This window comes from Niveispirillum sp. GW835-FHT14G11 (assembly GCF_058793615.1).
In genome coordinates, this window is the sequence record NZ_JBXAFZ010000004.1 from 220,967 (window position 1) to 244,871 (window position 23,905).

23 protein-coding genes are annotated in these 23,905 nt (G+C 64.0%); 14 read left to right on the forward strand and 9 right to left on the reverse strand.

Annotated elements, in window-relative coordinates; genetic code table 11:
* Positions 1–49 precede the first annotated feature (49 nt).
* A complete protein-coding gene (locus tag AC1Q7F_RS09590; RefSeq protein ID WP_492506111.1) occupies positions 50–1,417 on the forward strand; it encodes a M48 family metalloprotease in 1,368 nt (455 codons plus the stop codon).
* Between the two features lie 24 nt (positions 1,418–1,441).
* Here AC1Q7F_RS09590 and AC1Q7F_RS09595 read toward each other — a convergent pair whose 3' ends face one another.
* The gene (locus AC1Q7F_RS09595) at positions 1,442–3,013 is read right to left on the reverse strand and encodes a DUF3369 domain-containing protein (RefSeq protein WP_492506113.1); all 1,572 of its coding nucleotides are present in this window, start codon (positions 3,011–3,013) and stop codon (positions 1,442–1,444) included.
* A gap of 245 nt (positions 3,014–3,258) precedes the next feature.
* Between AC1Q7F_RS09595 and AC1Q7F_RS09600 the strand changes: the two genes are divergently transcribed.
* The 4 genes from AC1Q7F_RS09600 to accC all read left to right on the forward strand — a co-directional run bounded on the left by AC1Q7F_RS09600 (position 3,259) and on the right by accC (position 6,574).
* On the forward strand, positions 3,259–4,035 hold the full coding sequence (locus AC1Q7F_RS09600) for a DsbA family protein (RefSeq protein ID WP_492506114.1): 777 nt from the start codon (positions 3,259–3,261) through the stop codon (positions 4,033–4,035).
* A 207-nt stretch (positions 4,036–4,242) separates the two neighbouring features.
* Positions 4,243–4,701, forward strand: a complete 459-nt coding sequence (gene aroQ, locus AC1Q7F_RS09605) for a type II 3-dehydroquinate dehydratase (protein WP_492506116.1) — start codon at positions 4,243–4,245, stop codon at positions 4,699–4,701.
* A 33-nt stretch (positions 4,702–4,734) separates the two neighbouring features.
* Positions 4,735–5,196 carry an acetyl-CoA carboxylase biotin carboxyl carrier protein gene (gene accB, locus AC1Q7F_RS09610; RefSeq protein ID WP_492506118.1) on the forward strand — a complete coding sequence of 154 codons (462 nt, stop codon included), beginning with the start codon at positions 4,735–4,737 and terminating at the stop codon, positions 5,194–5,196.
* Between the two features lie 31 nt (positions 5,197–5,227).
* Positions 5,228–6,574: an acetyl-CoA carboxylase biotin carboxylase subunit gene (gene accC, locus AC1Q7F_RS09615; protein WP_492506495.1), complete on the forward strand. Its 1,347-nt coding sequence runs from the start codon at positions 5,228–5,230 to the stop codon at positions 6,572–6,574.
* Positions 6,575–6,631: 57 nt separating this feature from the next.
* Here the strand turns inward: accC and AC1Q7F_RS09620 are convergent, their stop codons facing one another.
* Complete coding sequence (locus AC1Q7F_RS09620) at positions 6,632–7,912, reverse strand: class I SAM-dependent DNA methyltransferase (RefSeq protein ID WP_492506120.1); 1,281 nt, start codon at positions 7,910–7,912, stop codon at positions 6,632–6,634.
* Between the two features lie 323 nt (positions 7,913–8,235).
* Here AC1Q7F_RS09620 and AC1Q7F_RS09625 point away from each other — a divergent pair, with 323 nt between their 5' ends.
* From AC1Q7F_RS09625 to AC1Q7F_RS09640, 4 genes are all read left to right on the forward strand, one after another.
* A complete protein-coding gene (locus tag AC1Q7F_RS09625) occupies positions 8,236–8,901 on the forward strand; it encodes a transglycosylase SLT domain-containing protein (RefSeq protein WP_492506122.1) in 666 nt (221 codons plus the stop codon).
* Between the two features lie 155 nt (positions 8,902–9,056).
* Positions 9,057–9,998 carry a DMT family transporter gene (locus tag AC1Q7F_RS09630; protein ID WP_492506124.1) on the forward strand — a complete coding sequence of 314 codons (942 nt, stop codon included), beginning with the start codon at positions 9,057–9,059 and terminating at the stop codon, positions 9,996–9,998.
* A 1-nt stretch (position 9,999) separates the two neighbouring features.
* On the forward strand, positions 10,000–10,863 hold the full coding sequence (locus tag AC1Q7F_RS09635; RefSeq protein WP_492506126.1) for a 23S rRNA (adenine(2030)-N(6))-methyltransferase RlmJ: 864 nt from the start codon (positions 10,000–10,002) through the stop codon (positions 10,861–10,863).
* Between the two features lie 150 nt (positions 10,864–11,013).
* Positions 11,014–11,751, forward strand: coding sequence for a protein phosphatase CheZ (locus AC1Q7F_RS09640; RefSeq protein WP_492506128.1), 738 nt, complete (start codon positions 11,014–11,016; stop codon positions 11,749–11,751).
* Between the two features lie 138 nt (positions 11,752–11,889).
* Here AC1Q7F_RS09640 and AC1Q7F_RS09645 read toward each other — a convergent pair whose 3' ends face one another.
* Positions 11,890–12,294, reverse strand: coding sequence for a DUF1465 family protein (locus AC1Q7F_RS09645; RefSeq protein WP_492506130.1), 405 nt, complete (start codon positions 12,292–12,294; stop codon positions 11,890–11,892).
* 282 nt (positions 12,295–12,576) lie between these two features.
* On the opposite strand from AC1Q7F_RS09645, the gene AC1Q7F_RS09650 reads away from it, so the two are divergent.
* On the forward strand, positions 12,577–13,050 hold the full coding sequence (locus tag AC1Q7F_RS09650) for an Hsp20 family protein (protein WP_492506132.1): 474 nt from the start codon (positions 12,577–12,579) through the stop codon (positions 13,048–13,050).
* A 401-nt stretch (positions 13,051–13,451) separates the two neighbouring features.
* Here the strand turns inward: AC1Q7F_RS09650 and AC1Q7F_RS09655 are convergent, their stop codons facing one another.
* Complete coding sequence (locus tag AC1Q7F_RS09655) at positions 13,452–15,350, reverse strand: propionyl-CoA synthetase (protein ID WP_492506134.1); 1,899 nt, start codon at positions 15,348–15,350, stop codon at positions 13,452–13,454.
* Positions 15,351–15,568: 218 nt separating this feature from the next.
* Between AC1Q7F_RS09655 and AC1Q7F_RS09660 the strand changes: the two genes are divergently transcribed.
* Positions 15,569–15,919 carry a hypothetical protein gene (locus AC1Q7F_RS09660; RefSeq protein ID WP_492506136.1) on the forward strand — a complete coding sequence of 117 codons (351 nt, stop codon included), beginning with the start codon at positions 15,569–15,571 and terminating at the stop codon, positions 15,917–15,919.
* A 50-nt stretch (positions 15,920–15,969) separates the two neighbouring features.
* On the forward strand, positions 15,970–16,188 hold the full coding sequence (locus tag AC1Q7F_RS09665; protein ID WP_492506138.1) for a DUF4287 domain-containing protein: 219 nt from the start codon (positions 15,970–15,972) through the stop codon (positions 16,186–16,188).
* Between the two features lie 3 nt (positions 16,189–16,191).
* Here AC1Q7F_RS09665 and AC1Q7F_RS09670 read toward each other — a convergent pair whose 3' ends face one another.
* The 4 genes from AC1Q7F_RS09670 to AC1Q7F_RS09685 all read right to left on the reverse strand — a co-directional run bounded on the left by AC1Q7F_RS09670 (position 16,192) and on the right by AC1Q7F_RS09685 (position 21,726).
* Positions 16,192–17,448: a divergent polysaccharide deacetylase family protein gene (locus AC1Q7F_RS09670; RefSeq protein WP_492506139.1), complete on the reverse strand. Its 1,257-nt coding sequence runs from the start codon at positions 17,446–17,448 to the stop codon at positions 16,192–16,194.
* A 93-nt stretch (positions 17,449–17,541) separates the two neighbouring features.
* Positions 17,542–18,948: a S41 family peptidase gene (locus AC1Q7F_RS09675; protein WP_492506141.1), complete on the reverse strand. Its 1,407-nt coding sequence runs from the start codon at positions 18,946–18,948 to the stop codon at positions 17,542–17,544.
* 2 nt (positions 18,949–18,950) lie between these two features.
* Positions 18,951–20,171 (reverse strand): murein hydrolase activator EnvC family protein, encoded by a 1,221-nt coding sequence (locus AC1Q7F_RS09680; protein ID WP_492506143.1) that lies wholly within the window; start codon positions 20,169–20,171, stop codon positions 18,951–18,953.
* A gap of 220 nt (positions 20,172–20,391) precedes the next feature.
* Positions 20,392–21,726 (reverse strand): alpha/beta fold hydrolase, encoded by a 1,335-nt coding sequence (locus tag AC1Q7F_RS09685; protein WP_492506145.1) that lies wholly within the window; start codon positions 21,724–21,726, stop codon positions 20,392–20,394.
* 29 nt (positions 21,727–21,755) lie between these two features.
* Here AC1Q7F_RS09685 and AC1Q7F_RS09690 point away from each other — a divergent pair, with 29 nt between their 5' ends.
* The gene (locus AC1Q7F_RS09690; RefSeq protein WP_492506147.1) at positions 21,756–21,944 is read left to right on the forward strand and encodes a hypothetical protein; all 189 of its coding nucleotides are present in this window, start codon (positions 21,756–21,758) and stop codon (positions 21,942–21,944) included.
* A gap of 242 nt (positions 21,945–22,186) precedes the next feature.
* Positions 22,187–22,798 carry a polyhydroxyalkanoate synthesis repressor PhaR gene (phaR, locus tag AC1Q7F_RS09695; protein WP_492506148.1) on the forward strand — a complete coding sequence of 204 codons (612 nt, stop codon included), beginning with the start codon at positions 22,187–22,189 and terminating at the stop codon, positions 22,796–22,798.
* Between the two features lie 231 nt (positions 22,799–23,029).
* On the opposite strand, the gene AC1Q7F_RS09700 is transcribed toward phaR, so the two are convergent.
* Positions 23,030–23,773: a hypothetical protein gene (locus AC1Q7F_RS09700; RefSeq protein ID WP_492506150.1), complete on the reverse strand. Its 744-nt coding sequence runs from the start codon at positions 23,771–23,773 to the stop codon at positions 23,030–23,032.
* Between the last annotated feature and the right edge of the window lie 132 nt (positions 23,774–23,905).

The window sequence follows — 23,905 nt, forward strand, 5'->3', positions numbered from 1 at the left end:
TTTTTCGTGGCTAGTGTCGGCGTGAGGGGCCTTGCCGATGGATAAAGACATGTTTGCGGTTCCAAAGCGGATTGCCAGTGCGGCCGTGGCGTTGTTGATGTCGGTGACCTGGGCGACCGAACCCGCCATGGCCCAGCGTTCGATCAGTTTCATCCGCGACACCGAAATCGAGCATATCCTGCGGGTCTATTCCACCCCGATCTTGCAGGCGGCCAATGTCGTGCCGGAATCGGTGACCATCGCCCTGGTCAATGATGACAGCCTGAACGCCTTCGTGGCCGGCGGGCAGAACATGTTCTTCCATACCGGCTTCCTGATGGATACCGGCATTGACGAACTGGTGGGCGTGACGGCGCACGAGACGGGGCACATTGCCGGCGGCCATCTGGCGCGGGCCGGCGACGCCATGTCGAACGCCGCCACCATCGCCACCATCTTCACCCTGCTGGGCATGGCCGCCGCCATCGGGGCGGGCCGTTCCGACGTGGGCATGGGCATTATGGGCGGCGGGCAGGAAGCGGCCATGCGCACCTTCTTCGCCTTCACCCGCGGCCAGGAAGGTTCCGCCGACGAAGCGGCGATGGCGTACCTGGAAAAGCTGGGCTGGTCGTCCGAAGGCCTGATGAAGATGATGCAGCGGCTGGCCGGACAGGAATTGCTGCCGGAAAACCGGCAGGTGGAATATGTCCGCACCCATCCGCTGACCCGCAACCGCATTGACGCCATCCGCAATTTCGTGGAAACGAAATCCAAGAACAATGGCAAGCGGTTGCCGGAGAATTTTTATGAAATGCATGAACGCATGGTTGCCAAGCTGATGGGCTTCATGCGGCCCGACATTGCGCTGCGCCGCTATCCGGCGACCGACAAGTCCATCCCTGCACGCTATGCCCGCTCCATCGCCCTTTACCAGAAGGGCAATATCCGCGAGGCGCTGGCCATCACCGACGGGTTGATCGATCAGGAGAAGGACAACGCCTATTTCTATGAATTGAAAGGGCAAATCCTGTTTGAGGATGGCAAGGCGGCCGATGCGGTGATCCCCTATCGAGAATCTGTGCGCCTGGACCCGGAATCAGGCCTGCTGCGCAATGCCCTGGGCCATGCGCTGCTGGAGGTGGGGAATGACCGTTTCCTGAATGAGGCCATCACCCATCTGACCGCCGCCGCCCGGCTGGAGCAGAATTCGGCGCTGACTTGGCGGCTGCTGTCATCGGCCTACAGCCGTGCCGACATGGCCCCGCAACTGGCCTATGCAAGGGCGGAAGAAGCCCTGGCCCGTGGCGACATCCGCGCCGCCAAATACCATGCCGACCGCGCCGAACGCCTGCTGCCCGCCGGATCGCCGGAATGGATCCGCGCGCAGGATATCCGGGTGATGGTGGAAAGCCATCCGGTGTCGCGGGAATATAACTGACTGTTGGCAGGGTGCGGTGGATGCCTACCGCACCCGCCCGCGCGCCTGACGCACCTTGAAGAAGGCCGCCACCACGGTGGGGTCGAACAGGGTTCCGGCCCCGTCCCCGATGGATTTCAGGGCATCGGCCAGCGGCACCGCATCGCGCCAGGAACGGCGGTGGGTCAGGGCGTCGAACACGTCGGCCACCGCCACGATGCGTGCCGCCGCCGGGATGTCGGTGCCCGACAGGCCGTGCGGATAGCCGCTGCCGTCCCAGCGTTCCTGGTGCGCCCGGGCGATGGTGGCGCCGAAGGACAGGTAGTTGCTGCCCTCCACCAGCCGCGACGCCTTCTCCAGGATGGCGGCCCCACGCTCACAATGCAGTTCCATCTGGTGGCGTTCCTCGTCATCCAGATGCTGTTCCTTGCGGATGACGCTGTCGGGCACGCCGACCATGCCGATATCATACAGCATGGACCCCATGGTGATCTGGTCCAGGAACTCGTCATCGATGAGCGTGTCCCAGCCCTCCTCCGAGCGCAGGGCGAACGCGATCTCCGTCACCAGACGGGAGATGCGCAGCCCATGGTCGCCGCCGCCATCCGGGTCCTTGTATTCGGCCAGACCGGCCAGGGCAATGACGGCGGCCTTGTGCGAGCGCTTCACCTGTTCATAGAGGTGCAGGTTGTCGAAGCCGATGGCGATTTTCGCGCCCAGCACTTCCGCCAGCTTGCGTTCCAGCTGATCCAGCGGGCGACCCACATGCAGACAGGCGGCGGCATCGCGGCCGTCGGCTGTACGCAGCCACAAGATCGCATCATGATCATCGAACCGGTGCTGGCGCAGGCGCAGCACCTCCATGATCTTGGCGGCCAGGGCGGGCTCGACACTATGGCCCAGCGGCAGGCCGACGCTGTCGGCGTGGCGGCCGGCAGCGGCCAGAATCTGCGCATCGGTGCGGGCATTGCCGCGCGGCACGCAGACCAGGCCGTCGGGGCCGGTGTTCAGCACATGTGCCAGCTCACGCAGCACGGCTTCGGCGAACCGATCGACGGCGCGCAGCGCGAACAGGCTGCCGGCGGCGTCGATGATGCGCTCCATCCCCTGGCGAGACCGCATCAGCTCGGTGATATGCTCATAAGACCGCAGGGCCGCCACCGTGGCCGTGCCCAGCTTCTGGGCCGTCAGCTCCGTCTTGGCCTTGTAATCATTGATGTCATAGCCGTGGATGACGTCATCCTCGGGCGCCTGTCCGGGCTGGCCGGTGCGCAGGATGATGCGGACCTGGCTATTGCCCAGCTCGTCACGGATGCGCGGCACCAGGCGCAGACCGGCATCGTCCGTCTCCATCACCACATCCAGCAGGATCATGGCGATACCCGGATCGTTGCGCAGGATACCCAGCGCCTCCTCCGCCGAATAGGCGGACAGGAATTGTATGGGCCGGTCGCGGTAGGTGAATTTCTTCATCACCAGCCGCGTCATGGCGTGCACTTCGGGATCGTCATCGACGATCAGGATCAGCCACGGCCGCTTCGGTGCGGTCGCGTCGCCGGTGACCGGTGATTCCGGCCCCTCTTCCTTGAAGAGGAAATCGTCGTCGCCTGCGACCATCAGACCGTCATCGCTCCCAAAAGCCTTGCCCGTAGCATTCTGTCGCCGGGCTTTCTCTAGGCCAAGTTTGCACATTGCTATTGGCGGTACCAATGCACACTTACGTATCACGGCATAGCTCGTGCCCATAGGCAAGTCCCCTTCAAAACCGCGGGGCGAAAACCGGGAATGCGTCCTGCGTGGCGGTTGCACGCCGGGCGGGGCCGGTCCATGGTGCGGGCAACTCGTCAATGGATGTGAGAACGATGTCCCTTCGCCTTCCTGTTTCCGGCCGGTTCCAGGCCCTGTGTGCAGCACTTGCGCTTTGCGCCGCCCTGCCTGCCCTGCCGGTTTGCGCCGCTGACAAGCCGCTGGACAAGCCGGCCGTCGAAAAGATCGTCCGCGACTACCTGCTGGCCAATCCGGAGATCCTGCTGGAGGCCATGGAGGCGCTGGAAAAGAAACAGCAGGCCGACGGCGACAAGGCTGTCGCCGAGGCATTGAAGTCGAATCGGGTGGCCCTGGAGCAAAGCCCCATGTCGCCCGTGGGCGGCAACCCGAAGGGCGACGTCACCCTGGTGGAGTTCTTCGATTACAATTGCGGCTATTGCAAGCGCACCCATCCGGAGCGCAGCGCGGCCGTGAAGGGCGATGGCAAGGTGCGCATCGTCTATAAGGAGTTCCCCATCCTGGCGCCATCGTCGAAGGAAGCGGCCAAGGCCGCCCTGGCCGCCAACCGCCAAGGCAAGTACGAGGCGTTCCACACCGCGCTGATGACGCATGAAGGCCGGCTGGACAGCGACGTCATCCGCACCACGGCCAAGGAGGTGGGGCTGGACCTGAAGAAGCTGGAACAGGATATGGGCGATCCCGCCATCGAGGCGGAGATCAAGGCCAACATGGAACTGGCCCGCAAGCTGAACATCCGCGGCACGCCGGGCTTCGTCATCGGCGACACGGTGGTGCCCGGCGCCATTGAGACTGATCAGTTCATCGCCCTGTTCAATGCCACCCGTGCCGCTACGGCCAAGAAGAGCGGCTGATCGGCTGCCGATTCGTGGCGACCGGGGGCAGCGGCGGTTCAGTAGGGTCGGGGCGGCGCCGCGGCCCCTTGAACCGGTGGGTTGAAGCCCCTCATGCCGGGGGGTGATTGTCCACCTTCCCCTACGTCATGTCGATGGCCATTGCCCATGCTGCTGGCCATGCTATAACCCCCCGGCTTCTGGCGATCATTACAAGGGACGGCCGACTTGGGCCCACAGCCTTCGATCCTCATCCTCAACGGGCCGAACCTGAACATGCTCGGCACCCGTGAGCCCCATATCTATGGGGCGGAGACCCTGGCCGATGTGGAAGCATTGTGCCGGGCCGAGGGGGATCGGCTGGGACTGGCGATTGATTTCCGCCAGTCCAACCATGAGGGCGAGCTGGTCACCTGGATCCAGGAGGCGCGCGGCACCCGCTCTGCCATCCTGTTGAACGCCGGAGCCTATACCCACACCTCCGTGGCCATCCTGGACGCGTTGACGGCGGTTGATCTGCCGGTTATCGAGGTGCATCTGAGCAACATCTTCCGTCGCGAACCGTTCAGGCATCATTCGTATGTCTCGATGGCCGCGCGGGGGGTCATTTGTGGCCTGGGTTCCCATGGCTATGTCCTGGCGCTGCAGGCGGCTGACCGTCTGGTCCGCGCCAAGGCGCAGTCCTGAAACCCGGGTTCCCTCTCAAAGGTTGAAAATACCATGTCGAGCTTCGATCTGGATGCCGAGTTCGTGCGTACCATGGCCAAACTCCTGGAGGAGTCGGGCCTGACGGAAATGGAATATTCGGAAGGCGAACGCCGCATCCGGCTCAGCCGCGCCGTGCCGCCGGCCCCGATGGGCTATGCTCCGGCCGCCTATGCGCCGGCTCCGGTCGCGGCCCCGGTGGCCGCCGTGCCGGTTGCCGCCGCCGTTCCCCCGGCCCAGCATCCCGGTGCCGTGAAGTCGCCGATGGTTGGCACCGCCTATCTGTCGTCCGAACCGGGTGCCGCCCCGTTCGTGAAGGAAGGCGACACGGTCAAGGCCGGTCAGACCATCCTGATCATCGAGGCCATGAAGGTCATGAACCCGATCAAGGCCGCCAAGGGTGGCGTCGTGACCGAAATTCTGGTGGCGAATGCCCAGCCGGTCGAATTCGGCCAGCCCCTGCTGATCATTGAGTGAGCGGGCCATGACGGCGAACCCCCAGGACGGCCTGTTCGAGAAGGTCTTGATCGCCAATCGCGGTGAGATCGCGTTGCGCATCCACCGCGCTTGCCGCGAGATGGGCATCAAGACGGTGGCCGTGCATTCCACGGCCGATGCCGACGCCATGCATGTACGCCTCGCGGATGAGAGCGTGTGCATCGGCCCGCCGGCGGCCAAGGACAGCTACCTCAACATCCCGGCGATCCTGTCGGCGGCCACCATCACCGGGGCCGACGCCATCCATCCCGGCATCGGCTTCATGGCGGAGAACGCCCAGTTCGCCGATATGGTGATCGAGCATGGCTTCGCCTGGATCGGCCCGACGCCGGAGCATATCCGCGTCATGGGCGACAAGGTCAGCGCCAAGCGCACCGTGATCGCCCGTGGCCTGCCCTGCGTGCCCGGCTCCGATGGCCCGGTGGATAGTTTTGAGACGGCGGCCAGCGTGGCCGACAAGATCGGCTATCCCGTGCTGATCAAGGCGGCGGCTGGCGGCGGTGGCAAAGGCATGAAGGTCGCTTTCAGCCGGGACGAGTTGAAGGAAGCCTATTCGCTGGCCCGTGGCGAGGCGCGCGCCGCCTTCGGCAATGACGAAGTGTACCTGGAAAAGTACCTGGCCAACCCGCGCCATATCGAGGTGCAGCTGCTGGGCGATCACCATGGGAACGTCGTGCATTTCGGCGAACGCGACTGCTCCATTCAGCGCCGTCACCAGAAGGTGGTGGAAGAGGCCCCGTCGCCGGCATTGAACGCCGAGGAGCGGGAGAAGGTCGGCTCTCTGGCCGCCCGGACCGCCAAGCTGCTGGGCTATCGCGGCGTCGGGACCATGGAGTTCCTGTACGAGAACGGGCAGTTCTATTTCATCGAGATGAATACCCGCCTTCAGATCGAACACACGATCACCGAGATGATCACCGGCGTCGATCTGGTGCGCGAGCAGATCCGCGTGGCCACGGGTGCCCCCCTTGGCTATACGCAGCAGGATGTGCGGTTCCATGGGCATTCCATCGAATGCCGCATCAATGCCGAACATCCGGAAACCTTCATGCCCTCGCCTGGGCAGATCAAACAGTACCATGCGCCGGGCGGCCTGGGCGTGCGCGTCGACAGCGCGCTCTATGACGGTTATCGCGTGCCGCCCTATTACGACAGCATGATCGCCAAGCTGATCGTCCACGGCAACACCCGCAACGAGTGCCTGATGCGGCTGCGCCGCGCGCTGGAGGAGTTCGTCATCTCCGGCGTCGATACCTCCATCCCGCTGCATCAGAAGATCATTGCCGAGCCGGACTTCATCAATGGCGACTATGACATCAAATGGATGGAAGCCTGGATGAAGCGTCAGCAGGGCTGAGCCCCCGTTTCGGATGTCGGAACAAAAGGCCCCGGTGGTTCCGCCACCGGGGCTTTTTCATGCGCCCTTCACGGCCAGCGCGATCCAACCCGGCACGGGCACGCTCCGGTCGATGCGGGTGCTGTGATGGGCCAGATGGGTCAGGGTCAGCCCCGCCGCCGCCACGGCATCCTCTATATGGGCCTGCCCATGGGCGAAGCGCCGGCCTTCATGCAGGTCATACCCGTCGCCGGCCGACCGCTCGCAGGTGAAGGCGAAATGCCCGCCAGGGATCAGGGTACGGGCCACCGCCCCCATCACCGGCCCCAGATCGCCGACATAGACCAGCACGTCGGCGGCCAGCACCAGATCGAAGGCCGCCGGCCGCTCCGCCATGCTTTCCACCAGATCGCCCACCCACAGCGCATCATAGAGGTCCCGCGCCCTGGCCTTCTCCACCATGCGCGGTGACAGGTCGAATCCGGCCAGATACCCCGCCCGGTCGCGCACCGCCAGCCCCGCCAGACCGGTGCCGCAGCCGGCGTCCAGAACCCGGCTGCCCGCCGCCACATCCCTCTCCACCAGCAACTGCCGCAGCGCCTGCGGCGCGTCATAGCGCAGCTTGCCCACCAGTTCCTTATCGAACCGGTCGGCATAGGTGTCGAACAGGGCACGCACGAAGGAAGGCGGCAGGCTGGTCTGCTGCCCCGCCGCCGCCAGCCCGGCCAGCAGCGGCGCCGCGCCGCCCGTGTCCGTCTCATCAAGGTCCAAGGCCGCCTGCCATTCCCGGGCCGCCTTCTCCGGCTCCCCCAGATGCAGCCAGGCCCGGCCCAGCGCCACACGGGCCCCCGGCTGGTCCGGATCGGCCGGGGGCGCCTGCCGCAGGGCCGTATCCAGCAGTTCCACTGCCGCCAGCCCCTCATCGGCATCAACCAGCACGTCCGCCGTCACGATGGCCACGCCAAGGTCGGCCGGCGCCAGGAACCGCGCCTCCCGCGCGTGGTCCAGGGCGGCCTCACGCTCGCCCCCATCCAGCAGCAGCCGGGCCATCCGCGCCTGAGCTGTGGCATCGTCGGGCCGGCGGGCCAGCAGGTCGCGGCACACCGGCAAGGCTTCTGCCGCCCGCCCTGCCGCCATCAGGGCCGTGACCAGGGCCCGTCGCCAGGGAATGCGGTCTGGTTCCGCGGCAACGGCCTGTGACAAATAATCGGCCGCCTCCCCTGAGCGGCCATCCTCCAGCAGCAATTCGCCCAACAGGCCAGCTTCCTCCGCCCCGTCGGTGCCTTGAAGCAGGGCAATGGCGCCGGCCCGGTCCTGGGCCAGCAGCAATTCATAGGCACGGGCAAGGGCGTCGGACATGAGCGAATCCTGGCATTTACAGTCCCGGCACGGGCGTCGTGCTGCCCTATAGCATGTCCGCCCGTCGCCCGCAGGGCCCGGAAAAGGCGGTGATTGCCTAAAAAACCGGGCTTATGTGACAAAGGCGCATCAGCGGGAACGATTCTTGGTTGACCCAATGCGTCAATTCTGTGATTGCTATGCGGCCGGCGCATGAGCCGGTGATTTTGAGGGAGCGGTCACCGCATTTCGTAACGGTGGCCTGATTGCAGCGCCCGCCCACAAGCGGGGAAACCGGCGGGGAGACCCGTCACGGACAACCGGAACCAGAGGGGACGATTGAGATGACGATGCGCCAATCCCGCGTTGCCACCCGCTCCCGCAAGGAATCCGGCCTGCTGCTCGCCTTCGCCTTTCTGATCGGTCTGATGATCCTGGCTGTCCCGGCCCGCGCCGGTTGCCTGGACCATATCGTCGATGCGGAGAAGGAATTCAACATTCCCAAGGGCGTCCTGATGGCCGTGTCGCTGGTTGAAAGCGGCGGCGGCGGTACGCCCAGCCCCTTCATCATGAATGTCCGCGGCCGCGTCGTCATTCCGCGCACGGAGGCTGAAGCGGCCACCTATCTGCGTGACAACAAGGGCAATCTGCGCGGTTCGGTCTATGCCGGCTGCATGCAGCTGTCCCTGGCCCACCACAAGCAGGCCTTCCGCCCGGTCGAAAAGATCGTGAACCCGGAAGCCAATGTTCGCTACGCCGCCAAGTATCTGGTGGATCTGCGTCGCGAGACGGGCAGCTGGGCCGCCGCCGTTAGCCGTTACAACGGTTCGTCCGGCGCCAAGGCCGCCGCCTACCAGTGCAAGGTCAAGAATCAGCTGGTTAGCCTGGGTGCCGCCAACAGCGCTGATTTGATCAGCACGATGGGTAAATGCGATACTCGCAACCTGCCCTCCATCGGCCCGCGCACCCGTGAGGCCTTCAAGAAGCATCAGGATGTGCCGGTCGGCTGATCCCCACGGCTTTTCTCTCACCTGTCTCGGGCAAATCTTTAAAATAGAATCAACGCACTCCCCCATGCCTGCCATGTGAAGGGCGGGCTGGTTTCAGTGCTTGGTTTGGCGCACCCATGGCCTGTCCTCCCATGGCCGCCGAAAACGCCCTTCTCATGTCGCGCCTAGCCGATCTGCCGCCCGTCGCCCGCGCCATCCTGTCGATTCTGTCGGCGGTGGCCCTGTTCAGCGCCATGAATGCCAGCATCAAATGGCTGGGCGGGCGCTATCCGGTCAGCCAGATCATCTTCTGCCGTGCCTTGTTTGCCATGGTCGTCCTCGCCCCGCTGATCTGGCGGGCCGGCGGGATCATGTCCTTGCGGACCCGTCGGCCGCTGGGCCATCTGGCGCGCAGTGCCGTCGGCGTCATCTCCATGCTCTGCGGCTTCACCGCCATCACCCTGCTGCCGTTGGCCAATGCCTCGGCCCTGGCCTTCACCGCCCCGCTCTGGACCACCCTGCTGGGTGTGCTGGTATTGGGGGAGAAGGTGCGCTGGCGCCGGACGCTGGCCCTGATCGTCGGTTTCACGGGCGTGCTGGTCATCGTGCGGCCCGATGCCAGCCTGGTGGAGGGCATCCTGGCCGGCGGGCCGCAGGCGGTGGGCAGCCTGCTGGGCCTCAGTTCCTCCTTCCTGGCCGCCTGCGCCATGATCTCCGTGCGGCGCCTGTCATCCACGGAGCCCAGCACCACCATCGTGTTCTATTTCATGGCCTCGGGCATGGTGGTGTCGGCCATCCTGATGAGCCGGGAATTCGTCATGCCCACGCTGCACGACGCCATGCTGATGGTGTTGCTGGGTGTCATCGGCGGCCTTGCGCAGATCCTGCTGACCACCGCCTATCGCAGCGCGCCCGTGGCCGTGGTGGCGCCGTTCGACTACACTGCCATGCTGTGGGCCACGGGCTATGGTTTCGTGATCTGGGGAGAGGTGCCGCATCCGGCCGTGGCACTTGGCGCCTTGATCGTCATCGGCAGCGGCGTCTACATCACCCTGCGCGAAACCCGTCTGGGCAAAGCCACACCCGCCACGGCACAGAGCACGACGAAGAACATCTAAGATGAATTACCGCCATATCTTCCATGCCGGCAATGCCGCGGATGTCATGAAACATGCCGTGCTGGCATGGCTGCTGGACCGCCTGGGCGCCAAGGATGCGCCGTACTTCGTGCTGGACACCCATGCCGGCATCGGCCGCTATGATCTGGACGATCAGGCCGCGTCGCGCACGGGTGAAGCGATGCGTGGCATCCGCCGCGTGCTGGCCGATGGCGGGGCGGACCGTCTGCCGGAAGGGGCCAGGCCCTATCTGGACCTGCTGGCCCGGCTGAATGAGGGGGCCGACGGGGTGAAGGTCTATCCCGGCTCCCCGCTGATCACCCGGATGATGATGCGGGAACAGGACCGGCTGGTGCTGGCCGAACTGCATGCCGACGACGTGAAGACGCTGCGTGCCCTGTTCCAGGCGGACGGTCAGGTTGCCGTTCATCATATGGATGGCTGGCTGTCGCTGAAGGCCCATCTGCCGCCCAAGGAGCGGCGCGGGCTGGTGATCATCGATCCGCCGTTCGAGGCGCCGGACGAGTATGAACGCATGGTGGCGGCCCTGGCGCTGGCCCATCGCCGCTGGGCCACGGGCCAGTACCTGCTCTGGTACCCGGTCAAGGATCGCGCCGCCGTGTGGCGCTTCCACCAGATGCTGGAGGATACCGGCATTCCCAAGATACTGGCGGCGGAACTATGCTGGTCGGATGACGACCATTCCGACCGGCTGAACGGGTCCGGCCTGATCCTGGTCAATCCACCCTGGCGTAGCGAAGAGACATTGAATGACCTGCTGCCGGCCCTTCAGACGGGTTTGGCGGCAGGAATCGGCCCCGTCGGTTGCCGTTGGCTACGTGACGAGAACGGCCGGCCCGGCTGAGCCATCATTCCCCACCTTCATCTTTTGGTCATTGTTCCCGTCTTGCAGGTGCGAGCGCCATAAGTCACAGTGCGGGAGAGCGTATCGCACCCGATCGTATGATTTCTTTCGGACAGGTGCGGCATTTCGGGGATTGGGGGAGAGATGGGAATGGTGCAGACGCCGCGGCGGCCCTTCATGGCAGAAATTCAGATGGCCAAGAAGGCGCCCTCGCCCCGTGGCGGGGAGGTTGCGGCCGCCATTGCGCCGGCCCTCCCGGCCGCGCCCCCTGCCCCCATCCATGTCGAAATGGACAATAGCGAGGTCATGGCGGCCATCGGCGCGCTGGGCCATAAGCTGGACCGGTTCCTCAGCGTCGATCATACCCAGATCGAAAAGATCCAGATCGAGATCTCCGACATCGCCGGCCGTATCAAGGCTACGAAGGTGGAGATGGCGGCACTGCGCCACCCGCTGTCCAACCAGGACACGTTCATGGAGGCCAGCCAGCAGCTGTCCGCCGTGGTGCGCGCCACGGAGATCGCGACCAATTCCATCATCACCGCCGCCGAAGAGGTGGAGGACATCGTCAACGAGGTGCGCTCGCAGCTGCCCGAAGGCTATCAGAAAAGCCGCCTGAAGGATTTGAACGACGTCACCCTGCGCATCTTCGAGGCCTGCAATTTCCAGGATCTGACCGGCCAGCGCATCACCAAGGTGGTGCAGGCCCTGGCCTTCATCGAGGAACGCATCGATGGCATGATGTCGGTCTGGAATATCAAGGAGTTCGAGGCCCTGCCCCTGCCGCCCGACATTTCCAAGCATGATGACGGTCTGGCCCTGCATGGTCCGCAGGAAGAAAAGCCCAGCAGCATTTCCCAGGCGGACATCGACGCGCTGTTCGATTGAGCGGCGATTGCGGACACTCACCGGCCCCCAACGGTCATTCCCCATGACCGTTGGGGGCCGGCGACTGCCGGCCCGCGCCCCCATGGGCGCGCAAGCCAAGCCGCCGGATGGCGGCGCCCGGCGCATGAGGGAACAAAACTAAGCCACGTTGCGCTTCACCATCTCCTCCAGGCGCGTCGTGCGCATATAGAGGCTGTGGCTGCGCTCCAGCAGGGAGCGCAGGGCGGATGGCAGCAGCATGTTCTCCGGCCCCGACGGGTCGGCGCAGATGGCGCCGCCGGACAGGGCGTAATCATCCCCCACGGCCTGTGCCTGCGTCAGTTCGCCGGCATGCACCGCCTTTTGCGCCAGCATCCAGGCCATGACCTGCGTCAGCCGGCTGGTCACCCGCATGCTTTCATACGAGACCTGCAGGCGCAGGGTGGGCGGTAAACCGCGCTGGTCGCCCACCTCTTGGTAAGCGACGTAATTCCGCGCCTCGACCAGGAGCACCATGGTCTCGTCATAGGCACGGTTGAAGAACGCTGTCGGTTGTGTCGTCACCCGCTGTTCCTTCCCGGCGCTCCCTGGGCGCCTCGATAGGGTCAGTGTGTCCCCTTCAATCCCCGCTGACAATTGCGGCGAAAGTAGGTGGTGGGCATGGCGACCCTTTGATGCGGCATGTGACTTTTTTGAAATGCCCCTCTTGAAGGGTGTTTGGGCCCTGCCTAACTCTTGAAGCGTGGAGGACGACGCCCGATCACGGGGTCGAAAACGCCACGAAACCAAGGGGCTGGCCGATATCGGGAGCCCTGATGACCAACGTATCGCTCCTGGAGGATACCAATGCGTAGCTATGATCTGTCGCCGCTGTTCCGTTCCACCGTCGGCTTCGACCGCATGACGCGCCTGCTGGAAAGCGCGCTGAGTGGTGAGGATGGCAGCCAGAACGCCTACCCCCCCTACAATATCGAGAAGCTGGGCGACGACCAGTACCGCATCACCATGGCGGTTGCCGGTTTTGGCCTGGGTGACCTGGAAATCACCGCCCATCCCAACCTGTTGGTCGTGCAGGGCAAGGCCAAGGACAGCCAGGGCGGCACCTTCCTGCATCGCGGCATCGCTGGCCGCGCCTTCGAACGCCGCTTCCAGCTGGCCGACCATATCCGCGTGAACAATGCAGCGCTGGAAAATGGCCTGCTGCACATCGAACTGGTGCGCGAGGTGCCCGAGGCGATGAAGCCGCGGACGGTGCAGATTCACAATCTGACCCCTGCCGCGCTGCCCACCATTGAAACCAACACGGCGGTGGCTGCCTGAGGCAGACCGCATGACGTCAGGAACGCGTCAGCGTCGTTGACGCAAAGCGGGTGGCTTTCGGGCCATCCGCCCGGTCAGCGGAATACCAATTAAAAAGAGGGCCGCTACGTTGGCGGCCCTCTGTTTTTTACCCGTTTCCCTGAAGCCCCACCCGTTCAACTCTGCCGAACGAGCAAGCGGACCCTATTGGGGTGCGGGTGTATGGTCAACCATGCTTGTCCGTCTGACAACGATGACGGTAAAGAAATCGTCATGATTGTTGCCGAATTAGCGCAGTGGGCTTTGCTATCTGTTCCCTCAAACGCCGGGCGCCCACATCCGTGGGCTTGGGCTTACGCGGCACGTGCCGCGCGGCGGCAGTCGCCGCCGGAGCGGCTTGTACGACGTGCAACCCGCTCTCATCAGCTTCGCGCATAGCCCGCCCCCTTCAGGGCGTCGCCGATCTCTTCCAGGATGAGGGGATCGTCGATGGTGGCGGGCATCTTCCAGGGCTCGCTGTCGGCAATCTTCTGCATGGTGCCGCGCAGGATCTTGCCGGACCTTGTCTTGGGCAGCCGTTCCACGACAATGGCCTGCTTGAAGGCGGCGACGGGCCCGATCTCGTCGCGCACCTTTTTCACCACTTCCTGGATGATATCGGCATGAGGCCGGTCCACGCCGCGCTTCAGCACGACAAAGCCGAAGGGCAACTGGCCCTTCAGATCATCGGCGACGCCGATGACGGCGCATTCGGCCACGTCCGGATGGCCCGACAGCACCTCCTCCATGGCCCCCGTCGACAGGCGATGGCCGGCGACATTGATGATGTCGTCGGTACGGGCCATGACGAAGATATAGCCATCCTCATCGATGAAGCCGGCATCCGAACTGTTGTAATAGCCCGGATAATCAGCCAGGTAGCTCTTGAAGAACCGATCCTTGGCATTCCACAGGGTCGGCAGCGTGCCGGGTGGCAGCGGCAGTCGGGCCACGATGGCGCCGATATCGCCGCGCTTCACCTCGCTGCCATCCGGGGCCAGCACGCGGATGTCCCAGCCGGGCAGCGGGACAGCGGTGCTGCCATATTTCACCGGCAGTTGCTCGATCCCCAGCGGGTTGCCCGCCACGGGCCAGCCGGTTTCCGTCTGCCACCAATGATCGATGACCGGCACCTTCAGATGGGTTTCGGCCCAGTTCAGCGTATCGGGGTCCGACCGTTCACCGGCCAGGAACAGGGCGCGCAGGCTGGACAGGTCGTAACGGTGCAGCAGGTCGCCGTTGGGGTCTTCCCGCTTGATGGCGCGAAATGCGGTGGGGGCGGTGAACTGCACCGCCACCTTGTGTTCGGCGATGACGCGCCAGAAGGCGCCGGCATCGGGCGTGCCCACCGGCTTGCCCTCATATACCAGGGTCGTGCAGCCCTGCAGCAGCGGACCATAGACGATGTAGCTGTGGCCCACGACCCAGCCCACATCGCTGGCGGCCCAGAACACCTCCCCCGGCTTGGCACCGTAGAAATATTCCATGCTCCATTTCAATGCCACGGCATAGCCGCCGATATCCCGCACCACGCCCTTGGGCTGGCCGGTGGTGCCGGAGGTGTAGAGGATATAGAGCGGGTCGGTGGCCTCCATCGGGACGCAATCCGCCGGCACCGCGACCGCCGCCGCTTCCGCCCAATCCACGTCCCGGCCTTCGATCAACTCGGCCGCCACCTGCGGGCGCTGGAAGATCACGCAATGATTGGGCTTATGCGTTGCCTGCGCGATGGCGGTGTCCAGCATGGGCTTGTAGGGCAGAACCTTTGCGCCCTCCACCCCGCAACTGGCCGCCAGGATCAGCTTGGGCGTGGCGTCGTTGATGCGGGTGGCCAGTTCATGCGGGGCGAAGCCGCCGAACACCACGGAATGCACCGCCCCGATGCGCGCGCAGGCCAGCATGGCCACCACCGCCTCCGGGATCATCGGCATATAGATGATGACCCGGTCGCCCTTGCCGGCACCCAGGTCACGCAACACCCCGGCAAAGCGCGCCACCTTGTCCAGCAGTTCGGCATAGGTCAGGCTCTGCTTCACGCACGTGACGGGACTGTCATAGATCAGGGCAGCCTGATCGGCGCGACCCGATGCGACATGCCGGTCCAGCGCGTTATGGCAGATGTTCAGCGTCCCGCCGCGATACCAGCGATAGAAGGGCTTGTCGCCCTCATCCAGGATCGTGGTGGGGAAGCTGTCCCAGTCGATGGCCCTGGCGGCTTGCGTCCAGAACCCCACCGGATCGGCCAGCGATCCCGCATGAATGGAATGATACTGTCCGGCCATTGGTTCCCTCCCGCAATTTTTCTGCTTTTGGTAGTGCGCTGAACGCAGTATTCATACCCGGCAACCCAGCAAACCACCTGTACGAATGGGATAGACGAGCCGCCAGCGCCATGCCATATCCTGCGCCTAGATCAGCAGGAAGGCGCGTGCGCTTTCATCCCCGACCTTGGTCTGCGACATTCGCGACATTCATTGCTTAACCGGAAATATCCTTCCCGATGATTGTTGATAGCCGCCACATCATGTTCTCCCCGGAGGCCATCCGGGAAGCCCTGAAGACCTATCGCGAGCTGTTTCCCGCCAAGCAGCCGCCGGGTCTCCTGGGCCCCATCATCATCCGCAGCGCCGTTCCGCTGGTGCTGGGCGTGAAGGTGCAGGCCATGGGCTCGTCCGTCTATCGCGAGGTGGAGATGGAAGAGAACGAGGTGGCCGCCATGCTGATCGTCTTCTGCCGCAAGCTCAAGATCCCCCTGCCCCGCACGGCCAACAAATCGATCGAGGTCGAGGGCGACAATATCGCATTGATCGTTTCCAAGGCGATGATGATCGGGAATAATCAGGGCGCGTAACCGTCGAACCGATCCGCGCAGACCACCCCACGCCCACAGGGGACAAGCCCATGTCGTTCAATGCCTATCTGACCAATATCGAGGCGAAGACGGGCAAGTCCGCCGATACGCTGCGGACCGAAGCCATTGGCAAGAGGCTGGCGGATGAAGCCGGGCTGAGGCCGGGCGTCAAGGCCGGTCAGGTGGTCGACTGGCTGAAGAACGAGTACGACCTGGGCCATGGGCACGCCATGGCCATCGTGGCCTACTTGAAGGGCAAGCGGGACTAAACCCTATCGATCCGCCTGCCGGTTCACCACCGCCGTCACCGGGGCCAGCACGATGCCACGGTCGCGCAGGCTGGCGGACCAGATCGACAGCCGTTCCAGACTGACCGGGTTGGTCACTTCCGCGAAGCCGACGGCCACGCCATTGGCCTGGGCCAGCCGTTCCAGCTGCGCCAGTTGCGCATCGATGCCGATGCCCGATGGGATGCGGTCGATCTGCAGATCGCTGATCGCGCGGGGCAGCGACAATTCCTTGGCCACGGCGGCGGCCTTGCTGCCCGAGACCTGCCACAGGTCAAGATAGACCAGACCACGCCGCTGCATCTGCAGCAGCACGCCGCGCAGGCTTTCGCGCTGGGTCAGGAAGTCCGTGCCGCTGTCGGTTTTCGATGTGACGCCGACATAACCGGTGAAGGCGGCCAGGCTGGCTTCCAGCCGCCGCGCATTCTCCTCATCCGACAGGTTGGACAAGAGCGTGTTGGGGCCGGGATCGTTGGCGGGATAGCCCAGCGGCTGCATGGGCACGGACAGCAGCACCTCGTGCCCCTTGTTGCGCGCCTCGTCCACTTTGGCCTGCAGATTGTCGCCCGTGGGGGTGAAGGCGAAGCTGATGGCACCGGGCAGCCGATCGATGGCCGTTTGCGTGGCGGCATCGGCCTGGCCCAGCCCCGCCACCACGATGGCGATGCGCGGGCGCTTGTCCTCCTGCGGGAACGGCCGGGCATAATATTGCCAGGGGGCCGTACCGTCCGGCGCCACGCGTGGCACCCGCCCCGCGCGCAGCCGTTCCAGCAACTGGTCATTGCGCGAGGGCATCAAGGTCACGGGCATATCCACCGGATCGAGCGGCACCTCCTCCTCTGGTGCCACCACCGGTGCGTCGGCGAAGCGCAGGCTGCCATCCGGCATCATCACCGGCACACCAGGCCCCAGGCTGCGCGCCGCTTCCAGCCGGCGCATGGTCGCCGGCGCCTCAATGGCCAGCCAGCCCGCCGTGCCCGCCAGCGCCAATAGAAGCAACAGGCCGGCGATGGCCGGCGGCGACGGCTTGCCGCGCTTCTTTGTCGGCTTCATGGCGGGCGACCCGCCAGGATCGCTGAAATCCAGCCCCTCCTCGCTATCGGCAAGCAGGGACAGGTCCATGTCGCCGCCCTTGTCCGCGCCCTTGGCCTTGCGGCCGAAGGACCAGCGCTTGCGGTCCTTCTTGGCTGCCCGCTCATTTGGTCTGGAGACGCGCTTGGCCCCCAGGCGGGAAGCCAGCACGGCGGCGCTTCCGCCGTCCGTAGGGGGGGCGGCTTCCGTCTTTTTCTTCCTGGCGAGCGGGAACAAGGCCACGGTGCGGGTGCTTCGCCTGTGTTAGTTGGTGTGCTTGGGCTGGTTGAACATCGACACGCCGCGCAGCAGGTCCACGGCACGGGCCAACTGGTAATCCACCGGCGGCGCGGCTTCGGCATTGCCATTGGCCGCGACCGGCGTGGGCGCCGGCGCCGCGGAGGTCGGGCCGGGGGTCGGGGCCGGCGGCGTAGCGGGCGCGCCCGGTGCCGTGCCCGTCGGATTGGGGTTCGGCTTGGCACCCTGGTCGGTATTGCGCAGGGCATTGGGCAGGTCCGCCTCGCGCCGGCGCTGGCCGGCGGCGGCCAGTTCCTCGATCTTGGCGGGCTGCACCTCGATATCCGGGGTGATGCCCAACTGCTGGATCGACTTGCCGGCCGGTGTGTAATAGCGCGACGTGGTCAGGCGCATGGCGCTCTGCTGGCCCTGCAGCGGGATGATGGTCTGCACCGATCCCTTGCCGAAGCTCTGCGTGCCCAGGACGATGGCGCGCTTATGGTCCTGCAGGGCGCCGGCCACGATTTCCGATGCCGAGGCCGAACCACCATTGATCAGCACGACGATAGGCAGGCCATCCGCCGCATCGCCGGCCTTGGCGGTGTAACGGTCGCCTTCCTTGCCGCCGCGCCCGCGCGTCGACACGATCTCACGACCCTTGTCCAGAAACGTGTCGGACACCGACACCGCCTGGTCCAGAAGGCCACCCGGATTATTGCGCATATCCAGCACATAGCCGATCAGCTTGGGCCCCAGCTGTTCCTTCAGCTTGGCCATCGCCTTGTCCAGGCCGGGCTGCGTCTGCTCGTTGAAGCTGGAAATGCGGATATAGCCGACATTGTCCTCCGCCCGGAAGCGGACGGACTGCACCTTGATATTGGCGCGGGTCAGGGTCAGCTGGATCGGCTCGGCGACATTGGCGCGGCGGATGGTCACCTTCAGGTCGCTGCCCACGGGGCCGCGCATCTTCTCCACCGCCTCGTTCAGGGTCAGGCCGACGATCTGCTCGTCATTCAGGTGGGTGATATAGTCGCCGGGCTGCACACCGGCGCGGGCGGCAGGCGTCTCGTCCATGGGGGAGATGACCTTGACGAAGCCATTCTCCGTCGTCACCTCGATGCCCAGGCCGCCGAACTCGCCCCTCGTCTGCACCCGCATGTCGGCGAAATTCTTCTTGTTCAGGTAGGAGGAGTGCGGGTCGAGCGAGGTCAGCATGCCGTCGATGGCCGCCTCGATCAGTTGCTCATCCGTCACTTCCTCCACATATTCCGAACGCACCCGCTCGAACACGTCGGCGAACAGGTCCAGCTGCTTATAGGTTTCCGACTTCAGCGGCTCGCGCGCCTGGGCGGTGGCCGTTACACCGAGGGGACCAAGGGGGAGGGTAAAGGCCAGCAGCGCCGCGACCGCGGCAGTGGTGAACAGCTTGTTCATGATCAACCTTGTCCTTTGCCGTCGGAAGCTGCAAGGCCGCGCGCGGGGTTGACAGGCTGACCGCCCCGCCGCAGCTCGTAATACAATGTCGGGTCCCCATCGCCCGACAGAAGTCCCACCGGCTCCCCGCCCAGCACACGCTGTCCCACCTGGGCATCGATACGCCCCAGGCCGGACAGAAGGGAATGATATCCGTTGGCATGTTCAAGGATCAAGAGAAGCCCGTAACCCTTAAACGGCCCCGCGAACATCACCGACCCGTCGGCCGGCGCGATGACCGGCCCCCCTGCCCGGCCGCGATAGGTCAGGCCCCGGCTGGTGGCACCCACCGCGTCCACCGTGCCATAGCGCTGCGTGATCTTACCAGACACAGGCGCGACCATGCCGCCCAGGATGCCGGCCGATTGTGGCTCCGGCGGGGCGCGCTTCAGGCCCGCCACCTTGTCGCGGGCCCGCTGTTCACGCTGAGCCTCCACCTGGGCCAGACGGCGGCGTTCGGCCTCCGCCTTGCGCGCCGCCTCGGCCTTGCGCTCGGCCTCCAGCTTCTCGATCAGGTCTTTCAGGTCGCCGGCCCGGTCCGCCAGGGTTGCAACCCGGGTGGACAGACGGCTGCGTTCGCTGTCCGTATTCTTGGACAATTCCTCGCGCCGGGCCACCAGGGCCGCCAGGTCCTTCTGGCGGAGTGTCAGGCTTTCCGCCGCGCGCGCCGCCTTGTCCTTCTGCTCCGCCAGCTGCCGACGCAGATCGACCAGCCCCTGCAATTCCTTCGACAACGCATCGGCCCGGGTCTTCAGCTCCGGCACGGCGGACCGCAGCAGAAGCGCGCTCTTCACCGTGTCGCTGGGCGATTGCGGGGCGGCGATCATTGTGTCGGGCGGCAGGCGCGACAGACGCTGCAACGCGCCCAGCAGGTCGGCCAGGGCGGCGCGATCGGCCTCGATCTTCTCCAGCCGGGCCTTCTCCTCCTCACCCAGATCGCCCAGGGCGCCCTCCAGGCGGGCCAGTTCATCGGCCTGGGTACGCTGCTGGTCCGCCGCCTCGATGGCGCGGGCACGCAGGTCGGCCAGTTCCTTCTCCAGGCTTTCTGCCTTGGCATCCAGTTCCGCCTTGGTCTTGTCCGCCTGCTTCAGATCCTGTTCTACCTGCTGCAGCTGTTTGGCCGGATCGGGCTTCCTCTCCTGCGCAATGACGGGTGCCGCCAGCAGGGCCGGCAGCAGCAGCAAGGGGACAACAGGAGGACGACACGGTTTCAAGGACGGATTTTTCCCGAATCGGAGCGGTATTCCACATGAAAAACGCCGCCCAACCATTTGATATCAAACAAGGTCAAACGGCCATCCCTCATCATGTTGCCAGTGTAAGGGCAAGCCGGGCCGGCGTCGATGGGCTGCGACATGGGCCGACGGATATAAAACCAAAGCATTGCCCCGTCTTGGGTAAACCCTAGCCTGAGCCCAGCAGCCATTCCCGGAGCGGCGCCCAGACCTTGGCCTTGGCCCCGCCGCTCACCACCATGCCGATATGGCCCAGCGAGGGCTGCCAGACCGTGGCGCCCGGCAAAGCGGTGCCCAGGGCAGCGGCCGATGCCGGCGGCACGATACGGTCACGGGCCGGCACGATGACCAGGGAGGGGCAGCGCAGATCCGCTGGCCGCACGGCCATATCGGCCACGCGCCATTCGCCCCGGCCGGTACTGTTCTCCCCATACCAGCCCGTCAGGCATTCCCGCGCGATGGATGCCGGCAGGCTGACCCCGTCATTCAGCCAATCCTCCAGCGCCACGAAATCGTCGGCTTCATCCGTGGCCATGTCCAGGGTCGCGAAACGGCTGAATTTCTTATAGGCCAGCAGCGGGTCCAGCGTGGCGAACAGGGTCTGCACCCCGTCCACGGGCAATTCGCCCAGGATGCGCATCACCGGATCGAACGGGGTGATCAGGGCGGCCGTGCGCTGCGCGGCCGCCGCATCATCGGCATGGAAATCCCAGGGCGTGGCCAGCGCCACATAGCCCGACACCAGGTCCGGCCGGCGAAGTGCGGCGCCCAGGGCCAGCAGCCCACCCATGCAATAGCCCACCAGCGTTACCGGACCGCCGACGCGGGTGCATGTCGCCTCCAGCGCCCGGACCAGGCGACCGGCCACCACGTCCGACATATCGAAGCCGCGCTCAACCGCCCCCGGATAGCCCCATTCCAGCAGAAAGGGCCGGATACCCCCGCCGCCCGCGGCATCGCCTCCCTGCCCGCCCAGCCAGCGCAGCAGGCTCTTGCGCCAGGACAGGTCCAGGATGTAACCGCGATTGACCAGGGACGGCACGAACAGCACCGGCTTGCCGGTGCCGCCGACCGCCAGCAGGCGCGTCGCCCCTTCCTGCCAGACGGTGGGCGCATCCTCGATATCCCGTTGATAGGGATGGTGGCGGTACCGTTCCAGCCCCGTCAGGAACCGGTCGAGTCGCCGCCGCATTTCCCGATCCGCGGCAATCGTGAAGGGCGCAAAGGTCTCCGTACCCAGCGGGGCGTCGGGTGCGTCGTCAGGCGGGCTTGCGGGCGGGCCGGCGTTTGCGCCCAGGCGCTGGCGCAGGTCCCGGCGCAGGCGTTCCGCCGTCTCCCGCACCGTCGGGTGCCAATGCGGCCAGTTCCCGTTCAAGAGCGGCAATGCGGCCGGCGAGCTCAGCAATATCGCCATCCCCATCCCCAGATGCAGGCCCAGCGGGCGTGGCCCTTGGCGCAGCGGCTTGGGGCCTGGCGGTTGCGGGCGCGTCCTGGCGTTCGTCATGGGTCTGGGGCCCTTTCGCAGCGGCCGCCATGGGCCATAGCGACTTCATCATCTCCGCCCAGGGGTTGACGGCCGCGGCCGATCCCAGGGTCTGTTCCAACATGCCGTTGATCGTCAGCGCCGTCTGGCCGAAGGCGGTCATGGTCCGTGCCATGCTGTCGGCCACCGACGGGTCGGCGCAAACGGCCGCCCACTGGTCCTGCCACAGATCCAGATAGCGCCTGGCCAGATCCTCCATCGCGGGCGGTTCGTCGCGTTCGCTCACCATCTCCATCCTGCTCAATTGGGCGGGGCCACATCCGCGCCCGCCTTCCATCAGCATAGATCATACCGGTGTGCGCGCAGAACAATAGTTACGCTTTCAACGTTCGGCATTGCGGAAGGCTTGCGCTGCGACCGCGTAATGACGTACTCCTTGATATAACGGTTTGCAGCATTCGTCCGGGGGAAGCGACGCCAAATGGCTGAAAAAGAAGATACCAAGCCGGCACCGGTCACCATCAAGAAGTACGCCAACCGCCGCCTGTACAACACGGCGACCAGCAGCTATGTGACCCTCGACCATCTTTGCCAGATGGTGAAGGATGGCACGGATTTCGTCGTCTACGACGCCAAGACGGGCGATGACATCACCCGCTCCGTCCTGACGCAGATCATCGTGGAAGAGGAATCGAAGGGACAGAACCTGCTGCCCATCCCGTTCCTACGCCAGTTGATCAGCTTCTATGGCGACAACATGCAATGGCTGGTGCCGCGCTACCTGGAACACTCGATGAAGTCGTTCACAGGCAACCAGGACAAGATGAAGGATTATTTCCAGAACTCGTTCGGGAGCATCTTCCCCTTCGGCGGGTTCGAGGAGATGAGCAAGCAGAACATCGCCCTGTTCGAACGCGCCATGCGCATGTTCAGCCCCTTCAATCCGGACAATATCGGTGGCACCGACGTGGCGCCGACCACCGCCGCCGCGCCGGATGCCAAGCCCAAGGCGGAGGACAAGTTCTCCGAATTGCAGAAGCGTCTGGACGAGCTGCAGACCCAGATGGAAAGCCTGACCAAGCGCAAGGATTAAGGTTCGCCCTTGAGGAGCGCGCTCAAGCGCGCTCCTGCACTTCAGAGTGTATTTCCAGTGACCGGAAATACACTCTCGTTTTTTATTACTCAATCACCGAGGCCGCATCAGCCGCTTGGGTTTAACGATGCACGTGTGTCGCGGCGATGGCTGCTGTCTGAGTAGCTTCCGGTCAACCGAAAACTGCTCTAGTTTTCAGCGCAATTTCAATGCTCTATGTCGGCTTTGACCCTAGCGGGCATATTCTGCTGTCTTCAGGAGATCGAAGACCTGATCTTGGCAGTTGACTTGCCACCCCAGATAATTTGATCCTGATTTCACCACTCTTCGTGAGGCGTCGGCGAAATTAACAAATGGCGCTTTGCTGAAATCGCTTCCTCCCCCTTGGGTCAACAGCCAGCTACGCCGAAACAGTCCGCTATCGAAGGATATACATGAAAATACAATGCTGGGTTTTCCTCCCAGCTCAATATTTTTTAAGCCCGCCCGCTCGCCCGCTGAAACAAGACCTATATCATAACTGCTTTCAAACAATATATTTCTATCTTTTAAGGCAACAATTTTCATTTCTGTGTTCTCAAGATTATTTAAGCTTTTGTTGGTAAAATGAATATTTAGTTTGTATTTATTTTCGTCTACTCGATGACTATTAATTTCACTAAGAAATTTCTTGCATTCTACAGAAAGGAAATCAAAAATATTTTTTGCCGTGCGATTTCCCATGTCGCGCGATACGGAAAAGCTGGAGAGCGCCTCCGCAGCACATCGGCCTTTTTTCTCAGAGTCTGCCAAAGGGCTACGCACTGTGGGATTATGCAAGATTATACTAATATCTGCCAGCGAAACATCAAAATATTCACTATCAATGAACTGATAAATCAAAGCTATTATTGCCAATATAATTGCCCAATCTACCATCTTTCGTATGTTATTTTGTTTTGTATCTTTTGTTTTCTTTAGATGTTTTCCAAACATGGCCGCCATCCATATAAAATTTGGATAGTGTAAATCCAAGGAATGGTAAAATAAATGAGATTCATGAATATGACCAGTGCTTTGATAATAGGGCCAATATATCCTTGAAGGAACACACATTCTCATATGGAA

What these genes read in the sequence shown, in the direction of transcription:
- AC1Q7F_RS09655 (WP_492506134.1), bottom strand. Translation starts at nt 15,350, where the DNA reads ATGGCCGGACAGTATCATTCCATTCATGCGGGATCGCTGGCCGATCCG.
- AC1Q7F_RS09685 (WP_492506145.1), bottom strand. Translation starts at nt 21,726, where the DNA reads ATGACGAACGCCAGGACGCGCCCGCAACCGCCAGGCCCCAAGCCGCTG.
- AC1Q7F_RS09665 (WP_492506138.1), top strand. Translation starts at nt 15,970, where the DNA reads ATGTCGTTCAATGCCTATCTGACCAATATCGAGGCGAAGACGGGCAAG.
- AC1Q7F_RS09650 (WP_492506132.1), top strand. Translation starts at nt 12,577, where the DNA reads ATGCGTAGCTATGATCTGTCGCCGCTGTTCCGTTCCACCGTCGGCTTC.
- AC1Q7F_RS09595 (WP_492506113.1), bottom strand. Translation starts at nt 3,013, where the DNA reads ATGGTCGCAGGCGACGACGATTTCCTCTTCAAGGAAGAGGGGCCGGAA.
- AC1Q7F_RS09700 (WP_492506150.1), bottom strand. Translation starts at nt 23,773, where the DNA reads ATGTTTGGAAAACATCTAAAGAAAACAAAAGATACAAAACAAAATAAC.
- AC1Q7F_RS09600 (WP_492506114.1), top strand. Translation starts at nt 3,259, where the DNA reads ATGTCCCTTCGCCTTCCTGTTTCCGGCCGGTTCCAGGCCCTGTGTGCA.
- AC1Q7F_RS09635 (WP_492506126.1), top strand. Translation starts at nt 10,000, where the DNA reads ATGAATTACCGCCATATCTTCCATGCCGGCAATGCCGCGGATGTCATG.
- phaR (WP_492506148.1), top strand. Translation starts at nt 22,187, where the DNA reads ATGGCTGAAAAAGAAGATACCAAGCCGGCACCGGTCACCATCAAGAAG.
- AC1Q7F_RS09690 (WP_492506147.1), top strand. Translation starts at nt 21,756, where the DNA reads ATGGGCCATAGCGACTTCATCATCTCCGCCCAGGGGTTGACGGCCGCG.
- AC1Q7F_RS09590 (WP_492506111.1), top strand. Translation starts at nt 50, where the DNA reads ATGTTTGCGGTTCCAAAGCGGATTGCCAGTGCGGCCGTGGCGTTGTTG.
- AC1Q7F_RS09630 (WP_492506124.1), top strand. Translation starts at nt 9,057, where the DNA reads ATGTCGCGCCTAGCCGATCTGCCGCCCGTCGCCCGCGCCATCCTGTCG.
- AC1Q7F_RS09625 (WP_492506122.1), top strand. Translation starts at nt 8,236, where the DNA reads ATGACGATGCGCCAATCCCGCGTTGCCACCCGCTCCCGCAAGGAATCC.
- accB (WP_492506118.1), top strand. Translation starts at nt 4,735, where the DNA reads ATGTCGAGCTTCGATCTGGATGCCGAGTTCGTGCGTACCATGGCCAAA.
- AC1Q7F_RS09660 (WP_492506136.1), top strand. Translation starts at nt 15,569, where the DNA reads ATGATTGTTGATAGCCGCCACATCATGTTCTCCCCGGAGGCCATCCGG.
- AC1Q7F_RS09640 (WP_492506128.1), top strand. Translation starts at nt 11,014, where the DNA reads ATGGTGCAGACGCCGCGGCGGCCCTTCATGGCAGAAATTCAGATGGCC.
- AC1Q7F_RS09620 (WP_492506120.1), bottom strand. Translation starts at nt 7,912, where the DNA reads ATGTCCGACGCCCTTGCCCGTGCCTATGAATTGCTGCTGGCCCAGGAC.
- AC1Q7F_RS09675 (WP_492506141.1), bottom strand. Translation starts at nt 18,948, where the DNA reads ATGAACAAGCTGTTCACCACTGCCGCGGTCGCGGCGCTGCTGGCCTTT.